We start from the raw sequence: 12425 nt of genomic DNA, 5'->3' as shown, positions 1-12425 counted from the left end.
CTAATCATAACGGCTTATTAAAATAGGAACGGCCAGCTATCAGATTGATAGCTGGCCGTTCCTATTTTAATAAGCCGTTATAGGGGATGATTCTTAGCTGTGCTGGAAACCGGGCATGTCAGGATAGCTGAAGGAGGGATATGAATAATAAATTCACTACCTTTTTCGACTTCACTTCTTACCCAGATAGTCCAGTTATGGGATTTTACAATTCGTTGTACATAGCTGAGACCCAGGCCGAATCCTTTCACGCTAGGTTGGTTTTGGTCATGAACGCGGAAAAAAGGCTGAAAAATCTGAGAGATTAAATGGGGGGGTATACCAACACCCCGGTCTCGAACCATAATTGTTAACCCATCGCTGCTTAGCTGGGTCTCCATCATTATGCTTGGCTCGGTCGAACTATACTTGATCGCGTTGTCCAGCAGGTTGTAAAGGACATTGGTGAGGTGAATCCGATCGGCCAGAATATAGGGGTCGGTACGGAGCAAGCTGAGCGTCAGGTAATCGCCATGACGTTCGGCTACAGAATGAAGTAGCTGGTGGAGTTGAATGGGTTCCGGATTAAGCACCAGGGTGTTTCGGTCGGCCCGTGCCAGAGTAAGCATGGTTTCTACCTGGTGTTGAAGCCGCTCGGTTTCTTCGAGTATAATCCGAACATACTTATCTGTGCGCTCCGGATGATTGCGGGCAATGGGTGAACTAAGAATGTCGGCCGCCATTCGAATGGCCGTCACGGGTGTCTGGAATTCATGAACAATCGAGTGAAGGACCTCCGTTTCCATGGACTGTTGCCGTCGGCGAAGCACCCACCATAAGCTATAGCCGATAAGAAGTTGAGTAATCAACGCTATACCAACCCACGTTAGCGAAACCACAGGTTGTGTAACCCCGGAAAATAAGATCCCATTGCCCACCAAAATACCTGCCAGTAGAACGAGCGAAATAGCGAGAATCAATAAAGGAACGCCAGTAGAACGGTGTAACATAGCGCCGTTGTCGATTAGTATAAACCCTGAATTCAAACAGCCGTAAAGTAGACGATGTCTATTGGTAAATGTCACACGGTAGCATTCTCAAAGATTAGTGAAGGCAATAAAAGAAGCCCGCTGACTAGCGGGCTTCTTGGCTGGGGTTATGTCAAAGGACGTTTTATACAGTCTCTGTCGAGTCATCGGTTGAAGGTAAGGCGCTGGTCGTTGTGGGCCGGGCCGGACGGGCAGACTTTGATGTGGCAGGCTTAGGAGACGCAGTTGATGTCTGGTTTGTATCTGCAAGAGAAGGGTTAGGTGTTGTAGCTGATTCTACTGCCTCAGATACGGTAGCTAAAGTTGCTGCTTTCTTGGCTGTACGTTTGGCGTTTTTGTCGGCTTTCTCCGCATTCTTCTTGGCTTTCGCTGCATCCTTTTTTAGCTTTTTATCGACGGATTTAGTGGGCTTAGTCGCTTTTTTCTCCGCCTTTTGCATCAGCCTGGTTAGCTTCTTGGCTAGTTTCTCCGCCGATTTCTCGATGGATTTCTTTACCTTCTTGCTAGCTGTACCTGCTTCGCTAAGTTTAGTCTCTATCGAACTGACTATGTCGGCTGCCAGTGATTTCTGCTTCGTTTTAGTGGTCTTATTTGCCATGGGAATTTTTGGTGAAAAAAATCTACAAAGAAATACGAAATTTTTATGACAATCAAAAGCCTAATGTTAAGTTTTTGTTATTTCTTTTGAAGGAAATCCCAACAAATAATGCCAGCCGTTACAGCAATGTTGAGCGAGTGTTTCGTACCGAATTGAGGAATTTCGAGGACAAGATCAGCCGCCTGAACAACCTCATCACAAACACCTGTGACTTCATTACCCAACACAAACGCATACGGTTTGTTTGGCTCCGGGCTGAAATCCGCCAGCGATGTGCTGCCTTCTGCCTGTTCTACTGCTGCAACCAGCCAGCCATCCGCCTGTAATTGCTTTACCAACGCTGTTACATCCGGTACGTGCTCCCAGACAACTGATTCGGTAGCTCCCAATGCCGTTTTGGTAATGTCGCGGTGGGGTGGCTGGCCCGTAATACCGCATAAATAAAGTTTTTCTGCCCTGAAGGCGTCGGCCGTCCTGAACACCGACCCCACGTTGTTCAGACTTCGGATATCGTCCAGAATGAGACAGTAAGAGAATTTTTCGGCTTCTTTAAAATCAGATACCGACAGCCGGTTAAGTTCGTCGAGGGAGAGTTTGCGAGGGGGCATTGTGTGATTCGTTAGCGAATAAAGTGGTTTTAAGGCCGATTGGCATTCTGATTAGTCTGAAGCAGCTGTTTAATGTCGCGCAGGGTATCTCGTATGTCAACCAGAACATCCTGATCGGGAGTTGATGCTTGATGATTTAGTTTAGCGGGCATCAGCTTTTGCCGCAGTTCGATAATATGCGTACGAAAGGCCTGCGCATCAATAATGCCGATCAGTTCCATGTCATTTGCCTGATTCTGGCTTTGTCCGGCGGTTTCAAACTTCAGGATGCAAAGATCGAAATAACGTAATATGGGGCCAGCGACAAAGGTAACATCCTGGATGTTTTCCAGCGGGATCGTTTTCTCGACCTGAACGAGAATGCCCTTTTTAAAGCGTAGCGACCGTTCCGATAATTCACATTCGAGATTGTGGAAATAGTGGCCGCTCCACCATTGCCCCACGCCAAGAAGCCAGAATGGGAGAAACAAAATGCCAATGACCGAGACACATAAAAAGAACGATACATACCACAGTAAGTACGTTCGGATGATTGGGTTAAAGCTTGCTTTTAACGGAAAGGCAGGTTCGGGAGTGAGCATGATGAGTTGACGATTTGTTTTGGATTTACGCTGTCAATAAGGCGAAAAACGGCCATTTTCTCGGTAAATTTTACTATTTTTGTTTACGACAATCCAACGAAAATCAGTGAAATCAACCACCGCAGCAAAGCCTCAGGTTAAGAAAAACGAAACGCCCCTCAACCGCCAATACAACCAGATCAAGGCTAAATATCCCGGCGCGTTGCTGCTCTTTCGTGTCGGTGATTTCTACGAAACATTCGGTGAAGATGCCGTCCGGGCCAGCAAAATTCTGGGCATCACGCTCACCAAGCGTAACAACGGTGGAGCGAATGAAGAACTCGCCGGTTTTCCCCACCACTCGCTCGATACCCATCTGCCTAAACTCGTTCGGGCGGGCGAACGAGTAGCCATCTGCGATCAACTTGAAGACCCCTCGGTGGCAAAAGGGATCGTTCGGCGGGGGGTTACGGAACTGGTAACGCCCGGCGTTTCATTCAACGATAATGTACTCGATACCCGGCGCAATAACTACCTGGCCGCCGTTCATTTTGGCAAGGCGGATGATACGTTTGGTATCTCGTTTCTGGATATTTCGACGGGCGAGTTCCTGGCATCGCAGGGGAATTCGGCCTATGTCGATAAACTGTTGCAGAGTTTCAACCCATCGGAAGTACTGTACTGCAAACGCAACCGGCAGGAGTTCGGGAGTTTGTTCGGCGATAAGTTTCATACCTATACCCTCGAAGACTGGGCATTTACCTACGACTTCGGATATAATTTCCTGAAACAGCATTTTCAGACCACTTCGCTCAAAGGATTTGGCATTGAGGGGCTGCCCGACGGTATCATCGCGGCTGGTGTCATTCTGCATTACCTCAATGAAACCGAACACAAAGACCTTCAACATATTACCCGCGTTACCCGGCTCGAAGAAGATCGGTACGTATGGCTGGACCGTTTTACCATCCGCAACCTTGAACTGACAGCCGCCCAGCAGGAGGGAGGTGTACCGCTGATCCAGATCCTCGACCAGACGGTAACGCCCATGGGCGCCCGGCTGCTTCGTAAGTGGCTGAACCTGCCGCTCAAGGAAAAAGCGCTGATCGATGAGCGACTCAACATGGTCGAGTTGCTGGTTGGCGATATTGATCTAGCCGACACGCTGGTGAATCACCTGCGGCAAATCGGTGATCTGGAACGCCTGGTTTCGAAAGTTGCCGTTCGACGCATCAGCCCCCGTGAGTTGCTGCAACTGAAACGGTCGCTGCAGCACGTGCTACCCATCAAGGAGCTGCTGATTACGGCCCTGAGTCAGAATGAGTCGGCATCCTTGAAGAAATATGCCGACCAGCTCAATCCGGTAGCTTTCCTGCTCGACCGTATTGAAACCGAACTGCGCGAAGATCCCCCGGCGCTGTCCAATCAGGGAGGCATGATTAAGTCGGGTATCAACGCCGAACTGGACGAGCTTACGGCTATTGCGTACTCTGGAAAAGATTACCTGTTGCAGTTGCAGGAACGGGAAGTACAGCGAACAGGCATTACATCGCTCAAAATAGCTTACAACAAAGTATTCGGCTACTATCTGGAAGTAACTCACGCGCACAAAAATCGCGTACCGGAAGACTGGATTCGGAAGCAGACGCTGGTGAATGCGGAACGCTATATAACGCCCGAGCTCAAGGAATATGAAGACAAGATTCTGAACGCCGAGGAACAGATTTTCCAGATAGAGTCCCGGATGTTCAACGAACTGGTGCTTGCCGCCGGCGAGTATGTTGGCGCCATTCAGCAGAACGCCCGCGTATTATCGGTGCTGGATGTGCTGGCTTCCTTTGGTCGGGTGGCAGTCAAAAACAAATACGTTCGGCCGCAGATCAACGAAAGCAAAGTCCTGAACATCAAAGACGGGCGACATGCTGTTATTGAGCAGCAACTTCCTCCCGGCGAGCCGTATATTCCCAACGATGTTTATTTAGACGACGAAACGCAGCAGATCATCATCATTACCGGGCCAAACATGGCGGGTAAGTCGGCGCTGCTGCGCCAAACGGCCCTGATTGTCCTGATGGCGCAGTCGGGGAGTTTCGTACCAGCATCATCGGCCGAAATCGGTATTGTCGATAAGATATTTACCCGTGTAGGAGCCAGCGATAACCTCTCGCGGGGCGAAAGTACGTTCATGGTCGAAATGACCGAAACGGCCAGTATTCTCAACAACCTGAGCGAGCGAAGCCTGATTTTGATGGACGAAATCGGTCGGGGAACGAGTACGTACGACGGCGTGTCGATTGCTTGGTCCATTACCGAATACCTGCACAATAAGACCGACTGCCGACCCAAGACGCTCTTCGCGACGCATTACCACGAACTGAACGATCTGGCAACGGACAACCCGCGCATCAAGAATTACAATGTGTCGGTGAAAGAGCTTGGCAACAAAGTGATTTTTCTACGCAAGCTTAAAGAGGGTGGTTCGGAGCACAGTTTCGGGATTCACGTAGCGCAAATGGCGGGTATGCCCGCCCAGATCGTGAGCCGGGCCAACGAGATTCTGAAACAACTGGAATCGTCGCACAATCGGGAAACGAACAAAGAGAAGATTCGGGAAGCCGTACCCCAGGAGCGGGAACTGGCCCTCCGCATCATCGAATCCGGCGACCCAAAATCCGAAGCGATCAAAGAGAAACTCCGCTCCATCGACGTCAATCGACTCACGCCCATTGAAGCGTTGTTAAAGTTAAACGAGTTGCTGAAAATGGCGGAGTGATTTTATCATAATCAAATATACTTTGAACAAGGCCATTCATCCCCAATACATTACCGACGAGCACGGCAAGCGTGTTTCGGTAGTCCTTGCCCATAAGTTACCTGCTCAGGTGGTCGATACGCTACTCGACGCTATTGAAAATTGTCGAAGTGGTGGCAATCGGGCATCGACGGCAGATTTATAAATAAACGAGTAAACAACAACTAACAACTAATGGAACTGAACATATTAACAGCCCCCCTCACTATACACGAGATTGAGTGGCGGGTGCAAAGCCAGACTAAAGATGGCCAGAAAATCGTCGTCGTGCCGTATATCACCAATCGGTGTGTTATGCAGCGATTTGATGAGCAATTCGGCTGGGCGGGCTGGCAGAATGAGATCAAGGAAATAGAGGGCGGTTTCCTCTGCACGATCACCGCCGTTTTACCCGGTGGCGAAATCGTTCGCAAAACCGATGGAGCCAGTCGCACGAGTGTGGAGCCCGTAAAAGGCGGTATCAGCGATGCTATGAAACGATGTGCGGTACAGTTTGGTCTGGGTCGCGCACTCTACGACTTCCCAAAAGTGTTGATCGAGACAACCGATAAGTACATTCCCAACTGGGCCACGCCTTTATTGGATAAAATGGTCGAGAAGATCAACGCTGGTGGAGCCGTACGCGATGTGGTCGTTCTTAAACCCGAACACGCCAAACCAACCGCTAAAGCGGCTTAGATTGATGTAAGATGTAGGATGTATAGTGATATGCCGTTTCTATACATCCTACATCCTATATCTATTTCCCGCTTCCAACAGCCGCTGGTCCGGACATGCCTTGAGAAAGGCCAAGCAGTTTATCACTTAGTGTTTGAATGGCGTTTTTGTATCGCGCTTCCAAATCGGGCAGGTTCGCCGTTGATTTAAGCGATGCTTCATACAATAGCCCCGGCAACATCCAGGATGCGTAGCCGCTGTTGGGGTCCGATGACGCATAAAGTGACTTATACCAAGCGCCAAAAGCGTTTCCCTTAGGGTTGATAAATGACCGTTCCAACAGGCGCAACTCTTTGTTCAACTCCACTAGTTTATCCGTGCGGCCACTTTTCAGGTAATTCTGACGGGCGAGTTCGCAGGCGTCTGCATTCTTTTTTAAATCGGCTACAGCGTTGAGTAATGGGTTGATCGAGTACGTTGGGGCGTACGCCTGAATCGCTCGTTCGGCGGCTTTCAGGTGGACGGCCAGATCGGTTGGGTAGCGGGCAATGTCATAAGGCACTAAGTCGGCGTTGGCCAGCCGCATGGTCATCGTACCGACTACCTGTTCCATCATCGGCCCCATTTTGTAGGTGGGGTCGGCAAATTTGTCGTAGAAGTACAGGTCGTCATACTGAGAGTGGTAGAGTGTTGGGCCTTCCATACCTGCACTGAGTGACGGAATGCCAATGTGCATATAGGGAGCAATATGGTCTGAACCACCCCCCAGGTTACCTATGGTTGGCTCGCCCGCTGCCTGTGCCGGAGCCGAGGAGCCCGTAACGCGGGTTGGATTCCCTGCCGCCGTTTTGCTCATCCAGTGCTGGTAAACCGTTTTGTTCGAATCAGGGTATTGAACCGCCTGCGTCGCTTCAATAATAAGTTTCTTCATCGACGGCGACGCACTCGCACCAAACGTCCGGCCGGACACGGCCGCGTCGTAGTTCATGTAGGCAACCGCTTTCTGTGACAGCTCATCGCGAAACTGCTCGCTCCATTCGGCTGATCCGATGACGCCCGGCTCTTCGGCATCCCAATGGCACACTTTAATTGTTCGGCGCGGGCGCTGACCGGCTTTCGCCAGTTTGCCCATCGTTTCGGTCATGCTCAGTAACATGGCTGTGCCTGAGTTCGGATCGGTAGCACCGTACGACCAGGCGTCGTAGTGGCAACCGGCAATGATCCATTCGTCGGGAAACTCGGAACCCGTCAGCGTACCGACAACCTGGTAAATGCGCTGAATTGTATTCTCCTGTTTTACCATTAAGCGTACTTTCAGAGCGGGGCCACCTTCCAGTCGGTAGGTGTACGGCAAACCACCCTGCCAACCGGCGGGAACGGGTCTGGCCCCCGCCATGCGTTTCAGGATTTCGGTAGCCGAGCCGTAGGGGAGGGGTGTTACCGGTATTTTGTGCAGACCAACGGTATTCTGGTCGAGTCGCTTAGGCGTGTTCTTCGCGTCCATTGGTAAAGCCGCTTCGCCCGGTGTGAGCGGGTCGCCGGTGTAGGGGGTTGTTAGCAACGAGCCCCGCTGAATAACGCTCTCACTATAATACGGACCCTCGGGAAAGGTCAGTCCGCGCATGTAGCCGCTGTCGGCCGGGTCGGTAAAGATAATGACGCCGATAGCGCCGTTGGCCTGGGCAAACTGCGCTTTGTAACCCCGGAAGTTTCCACCGTAGCGAGCCAGCACAATTTTGCCTTTTACGGAAATGCCCATTGCTTTCAGTTGCTCGAAGTCTTCCTTCCGGCCGTAGTTGGCGTACACCACTTCGGCCGTCACATCGCCCGAGCCTGACCAGGCATTGTAGCCGGGTGTCAGCCGTGGGTCGCTGCTGTATTTATCTTCTTTAAACAGAAATTCCCGGATATTTAGCGGCTGTCGAATGGGCTCGACTACTTCGACCGCAATCTCGCCGGGGCCTTTAGGCAGCAGCACATCGTGGGGGTAAATATCGACTTGCCAGCCCGCTTTGCGCATCGTTTCGGCGATGTAATCCCTTACTTGCTCATTCTCTTTTGAACCCGTCAGGTGCGGAACGCTGCTGAGCTTTTCGAGGTGAGCCTTGAAAGCCGCTGTTGATTGTTTTGCTTTAAACTCACTTTCGAGTTTAACCTGTGCGGCTTGCCGGGCGGGAATGAACCCGCTGAGCGTGGGCGTTGGGCTCGACTGGGCTTGGGCGGTTGCTACTCCACATGCCAGAAGAAGCATTCGGTAAGCAGTTTTTATAAGGAGAGGGTGTTGCATGAGAATCAGGTTGTCTAATTCTCAAATATCGGAATTGAGTTTGGTAAAAAGCATAAAAGGCCGTTTAATAGTTGGCATAAAAAAAGAGTCGTACACGTGTACGGCTCTTTTTTTATGCCAACTATTCCCACACAAACATTATCATTTGTATGAATACCATAGCAATCCACATCCATGTATATTCCATTGTTACTAAAGGTTTAGGAGTACTTTAAGTAGACTTTCTACCTTTACACTATAAATATACAGATTTTTACTATGGGTATATACTTTAGTGTACTATTCGTCTTGGTTAAGACTATAAACCTTATGGTTTATTGAAAATTTTTGGCTCAACTGTACTATTGAAAACAACTTTAGTCACTTTAGCCGTAATAGCCCCTGGCGCATTAGCAGCCGTTATCTCACTGCTGTAGGGCATTGTAATGCCATCCTGCGCTTTATAATCGGAGAATACAGCACTTACTTCGCCCTGTGGACTGATTCCTTTTAGTCCTAGAAGCTGATAGGTGCTGGCATCCACAAAGTAGCTAAAAGCACCTTCAGGTCGGGTAACTTTCAGGTTAAACGCATCTTTTCCGTTGAATTTTTCTTTACCGACCAACTCATATGGATATTTGTTGACTTTGACGTAAGCCAATTGAAGCACCTGGGGCTCCGTTAGGTTCTTGGATGCTTTCATCGCTTCGGCGGGCATATCCTGTGGCGTGTTGCCACCCTGCATGGGATTAATGGCCCAGCCTTTATCGCCATCAATTACGGTAGTGATTTGCTGGCCCATAACCGATATGTCGCTTCGCATGGATTTGCCGATTACGTACGTACTTTTGGAAGTTAGATCCATACCCATGACTGACATCGACTGCTCTAGGTCCATGGTATTAACGGCGGCAATTTTGTCGGCTCCGCCCAAAGCCGTCAGGTGTTTGGCAATTACTTCATCGGCTGTCTGCGCAAAGGATAAAGCCGGAATGGCCACGAGTGCCACAAGGGTAATGAGTTGCTTTTTCATGCAAAAAGTTTAGTCAGATAGTTCGTAAAGTTACTGAACCTGCCTTGTATAACGTACGGCAAGTAGCAGTATGGATAAAAAGATTAAAATTCATTTTTGCGCTATCGGCAAGTTTCAGGGCTGATCGGCTTGCAGGGCTGACGGGTGTTACTTACCTTCATTGGCTTAAACTTTAACTACCTATTCTACGATGCTGTCAACGACCCGCGTCAAACTGTCCGTCATGATGTTTCTTCAGTTTTTTGTCTGGGGAGCCTGGTATGGTCAGATGAGTAAATACCTCCTTACACAACTTCATTCAACGGGCGATCAGGTGGGTAATGCCTATGCGGCTTTTTCGCTGGCTATGATCATCGCTCCTTTTTTCGTCGGCATGATTGCCGACCGTTATTTTGCCGCTCAGAAAGTGCTGGGCGTATTGAACCTGCTGGGCGCGGTTGTTTTATACTTCATTACCCAAAATACGAACCCCGATAATTTCTTCTACCTCATTTTGGCGTATTGCCTGACGTTTGCACCAACGCTGGCCCTCACGGCGTCCATTGCAATGCAGCAGATGAGTGTTCCCGAAAAAGAGTTTCCGGGTATTCGGGTGCTGGGTACGGTGGCCTGGATCATCGTTACCAACATTGTGGGCTATTATGGTTTCGGCGATAAGGTGACCATCTTTCAGCTTTCTATGTATTCGGCGGTTGTGCTGGGTATTTTTTCCTTTTTCCTGCCCAATACGCCCCCTAAGGCTACAACATCGACATCGTTTTCGCAGATTCTGGGACTCGATGCCTTCAAACTGTTTAAAGACCGGTCGTTTGCCATCTTCTTCCTGTCGTCCGTTCTGATCTGTATTCCCCTTTCATTCTACTACGCCATGGCCAACCCCTCCCTGACCGATGGCGGTATGCAGAATGTAGAGAATAAAATGTCGCTGGGACAGGCTTCGGAAGTGATCTTCATGCTCCTGATTCCCCTAGCTTATACGCGGCTTGGCGTTAAGAAAATGCTCATTGTGGGGCTGATCGCCTGGATTGTCCGGTTTATCTGCTTTGGCTATGGCGACGGCGGTTCCGGCGAGTGGATGCTGTATCTGGCTATCGTGCTGCACGGCGTTTGCTACGATTTCTTCTTCGTAACGGGCCAGATTTATACCGACAACAAAGCCGGTGAGAAAATCAAATCGTCGGCGCAAGGGCTTATTTCCCTCGCTACCTACGGCATTGGTATGGGCATTGGTTCAAAACTGTCGGGTATCGTGCTCGACATGTACACCCGCCCCGATGGCACTAAAGACTGGCTGGCTGTCTGGCTCGTTCCGGCCGCTATTGCCGCTGCGGTGTTGATCATCTTCGTGCTGCTGTTCTCTGATAAAAAACGGATTTCAGCTGCGAAAGATGAGTTGGTGACCGGGCCGTTATAATTGATTGGAAACTGAACAAGGCATATGGCTGAACTGTCTGGCCGTATGCCTTATCTATTTTGCTTTGATATGGAAAAGAAACGACGGATCACCTTTTATACTGACCTGAACGGTCCCCATGAAGATCAGATGAGGGAGCAGGTTGCTATGACACCCGAAGAGCGATGGATGGTTTTTGTTAAATTGCGTAAAATGTATTTCGGTCTTGTAGGTGACCCACCTAAATTGCCTAAAGCTATTACAGTCACTCGCCCATCATGGATGTAGAGAACTCAGAGTTTCTTGACTTCATAGTGGCTGCTGATGCCAGTCAACTGGATTATATTCTCATTGGTGGTCTGGCCATGATTCTTAATGGAGCCGTACGTTTTACTCAGGATGCTGACCTTTGGGTCGAACCCAGTAACGAATTTAATTAAAGCCTTACTGTTATTCGGTTATGACGAAGAGGATGTTCGGGATATGAGAGATGCGAACTTTACCGAGCCTCAGATGATTCGTATTCATGATATTCCATATCAACGACCTTCGTCAATCAAAAGTGCTGGCCCGTCGTACCAAAGATCTGAATGATATAATCATGATTGATGAAATTATTGAAGAGGTCAAAAAACGAGGTGACTCTTTATCATAATTTCAGATCAGTTTTACTACATGCAACTCATTTCTTATAACATAAATGGCATCCGGGCGGCTATCCGAAATGGATTGATCGACTGGCTTGCCCAACATCAGTTTGATGTTCTTTGCTTTCAGGAAGTGAAAGCGACAACCGATGTTGTCGATCTATCCGTATTCGAACAATTAGGGTATCAGTATCACTGGCACGCGGCCGAAAAGAAAGGCTATTCCGGCGTAGCCACATTTTCGAAAATAGCCCCGACCAATGTGGTGTTGGGTTGCGGGTTACCTGTTTATGACTGCGAAGGCCGAATCCTCCGTACGGATTTTGGCGATCTAACACTATTGAACTGCTATTTCCCTTCCGGCACAACTGGAGAAGTTCGGCAGGGGGTTAAGATGGAATTTCTGCGCGATTTCTATCAGTTTGTCCAGGAACTCCGGAAAGAGCGCCCTCAGGTTATCGTCGTCGGCGACTACAACATTGCGCATAACGCCATCGACATCCACGATCCCGTTCGAAATAAAAACACAACCGGTTTCCTGCCCGAAGAACGGGCGTGGATGGACAGCTGGTTTGGCAGCGGCATGACGGATGGCTTTCGCTACAAACATCCCACCGATGTAGCGTATAGCTGGTGGAGTTACCGCGCCGGTGCCCGCACCAACAACAAAGGCTGGCGTATCGACTACGCGTCTCTAACCGATAACCTTCGCGACCAGATCATTGACTGCACCATGCTGCCGGATGCCGTTCATGCCGACCATTGCCCGGTGTGGCTAAACCTGAATTCATAGGATTAAACTGATTGTCTTGATTTGAGAGGA

At 49.4% G+C, this 12425-nt stretch carries 13 protein-coding genes; 7 read left to right on the top strand and 6 right to left on the bottom strand.

From position 1 onward, the window contains the following. Window positions 1–77: 77 nt before the first annotated feature. From NT073_RS26140 to NT073_RS26125, 4 genes are all read right to left on the bottom strand, one after another. Window positions 78–989 carry a HAMP domain-containing sensor histidine kinase gene (locus NT073_RS26140; RefSeq protein ID WP_297379549.1) on the bottom strand — a complete coding sequence of 304 codons (912 nt, stop codon included), beginning with the start codon at window positions 987–989 and terminating at the stop codon, window positions 78–80. Between the two features lie 163 nt (window positions 990–1152). Next, window positions 1153–1626: a hypothetical protein gene (locus NT073_RS26135; RefSeq protein WP_297379547.1), complete on the bottom strand. Its 474-nt coding sequence runs from the start codon at window positions 1624–1626 to the stop codon at window positions 1153–1155. Between the two features lie 77 nt (window positions 1627–1703). Continuing rightward, entirely contained in the window at window positions 1704–2234 is a 531-nt protein-coding gene (locus NT073_RS26130) for an RNA methyltransferase (RefSeq protein ID WP_297379544.1), read from the bottom strand. 29 nt (window positions 2235–2263) lie between these two features. Continuing rightward, window positions 2264–2815: a PH domain-containing protein gene (locus tag NT073_RS26125; protein WP_297379540.1), complete on the bottom strand. Its 552-nt coding sequence runs from the start codon at window positions 2813–2815 to the stop codon at window positions 2264–2266. Window positions 2816–2921: 106 nt separating this feature from the next. Between NT073_RS26125 and mutS the strand changes: the two genes are divergently transcribed. From mutS to NT073_RS26110, 3 genes are read left to right on the top strand one after another with little or no spacing between them, the layout of a single operon-like run. Next, window positions 2922–5567 carry a DNA mismatch repair protein MutS gene (mutS, locus tag NT073_RS26120; RefSeq protein ID WP_297379538.1) on the top strand — a complete coding sequence of 882 codons (2646 nt, stop codon included), beginning with the start codon at window positions 2922–2924 and terminating at the stop codon, window positions 5565–5567. Window positions 5568–5589: 22 nt separating this feature from the next. Further along, window positions 5590–5751 (top strand): hypothetical protein, encoded by a 162-nt coding sequence (locus NT073_RS26115; RefSeq protein WP_297379533.1) that lies wholly within the window; start codon window positions 5590–5592, stop codon window positions 5749–5751. A 29-nt stretch (window positions 5752–5780) separates the two neighbouring features. Continuing rightward, complete coding sequence (locus NT073_RS26110; RefSeq protein ID WP_297379530.1) at window positions 5781–6284, top strand: Rad52/Rad22 family DNA repair protein; 504 nt, start codon at window positions 5781–5783, stop codon at window positions 6282–6284. Between the two features lie 61 nt (window positions 6285–6345). Here the strand turns inward: NT073_RS26110 and NT073_RS26105 are convergent, their stop codons facing one another. Together NT073_RS26105 and NT073_RS26100 are read right to left on the bottom strand one after the other, a co-directional pair. After that, entirely contained in the window at window positions 6346–8550 is a 2205-nt protein-coding gene (locus tag NT073_RS26105) for a M28 family peptidase (protein ID WP_297379527.1), read from the bottom strand. Window positions 8551–8857: 307 nt separating this feature from the next. Beyond that, on the bottom strand, window positions 8858–9562 hold the full coding sequence (locus NT073_RS26100; RefSeq protein WP_297379524.1) for a DUF4292 domain-containing protein: 705 nt from the start codon (window positions 9560–9562) through the stop codon (window positions 8858–8860). 190 nt (window positions 9563–9752) lie between these two features. On the opposite strand from NT073_RS26100, the gene NT073_RS26095 reads away from it, so the two are divergent. From NT073_RS26095 to NT073_RS26080, 4 genes are all read left to right on the top strand, one after another. After that, window positions 9753–10976, top strand: a complete 1224-nt coding sequence (locus NT073_RS26095; protein ID WP_297379521.1) for a nucleoside permease — start codon at window positions 9753–9755, stop codon at window positions 10974–10976. 24 nt (window positions 10977–11000) lie between these two features. After that, the gene (locus NT073_RS26090; RefSeq protein WP_297379518.1) at window positions 11001–11243 is read left to right on the top strand and encodes a hypothetical protein; all 243 of its coding nucleotides are present in this window, start codon (window positions 11001–11003) and stop codon (window positions 11241–11243) included. Next, window positions 11234–11395, top strand: a complete 162-nt coding sequence (locus NT073_RS26085) for a hypothetical protein (protein ID WP_297379516.1) — start codon at window positions 11234–11236, stop codon at window positions 11393–11395. The genes NT073_RS26090 and NT073_RS26085 overlap by 10 nt, the downstream gene beginning before the upstream one ends. A gap of 235 nt (window positions 11396–11630) precedes the next feature. Beyond that, a complete protein-coding gene (locus NT073_RS26080) occupies window positions 11631–12395 on the top strand; it encodes an exodeoxyribonuclease III (RefSeq protein ID WP_297379513.1) in 765 nt (254 codons plus the stop codon). The last annotated feature ends 30 nt before the right edge of the window (window positions 12396–12425 follow it).

It is taken from the genome of Spirosoma sp., from assembly GCF_026391055.1.
Lineage (GTDB): Bacteria > Bacteroidota > Bacteroidia > Cytophagales > Spirosomataceae > Spirosoma.
Note: the sequence above shows the minus strand (reverse complement) of the source record. Positions and strands in the feature narration are given on the sequence as shown.

What these genes read in the sequence shown, in the direction of transcription:
- NT073_RS26110 (WP_297379530.1), top strand. Translation starts at nt 5,781, where the DNA reads ATGGAACTGAACATATTAACAGCCCCCCTCACTATACACGAGATTGAG.
- NT073_RS26135 (WP_297379547.1), bottom strand. Translation starts at nt 1,626, where the DNA reads ATGGCAAATAAGACCACTAAAACGAAGCAGAAATCACTGGCAGCCGAC.
- NT073_RS26130 (WP_297379544.1), bottom strand. Translation starts at nt 2,234, where the DNA reads ATGCCCCCTCGCAAACTCTCCCTCGACGAACTTAACCGGCTGTCGGTA.
- NT073_RS26085 (WP_297379516.1), top strand. Translation starts at nt 11,234, where the DNA reads ATGGATGTAGAGAACTCAGAGTTTCTTGACTTCATAGTGGCTGCTGAT.
- NT073_RS26105 (WP_297379527.1), bottom strand. Translation starts at nt 8,550, where the DNA reads ATGCAACACCCTCTCCTTATAAAAACTGCTTACCGAATGCTTCTTCTG.
- NT073_RS26140 (WP_297379549.1), bottom strand. Translation starts at nt 989, where the DNA reads ATGTTACACCGTTCTACTGGCGTTCCTTTATTGATTCTCGCTATTTCG.
- NT073_RS26125 (WP_297379540.1), bottom strand. Translation starts at nt 2,815, where the DNA reads ATGCTCACTCCCGAACCTGCCTTTCCGTTAAAAGCAAGCTTTAACCCA.
- NT073_RS26090 (WP_297379518.1), top strand. Translation starts at nt 11,001, where the DNA reads ATGGCTGAACTGTCTGGCCGTATGCCTTATCTATTTTGCTTTGATATG.
- NT073_RS26100 (WP_297379524.1), bottom strand. Translation starts at nt 9,562, where the DNA reads ATGAAAAAGCAACTCATTACCCTTGTGGCACTCGTGGCCATTCCGGCT.
- NT073_RS26080 (WP_297379513.1), top strand. Translation starts at nt 11,631, where the DNA reads ATGCAACTCATTTCTTATAACATAAATGGCATCCGGGCGGCTATCCGA.
- NT073_RS26095 (WP_297379521.1), top strand. Translation starts at nt 9,753, where the DNA reads ATGCTGTCAACGACCCGCGTCAAACTGTCCGTCATGATGTTTCTTCAG.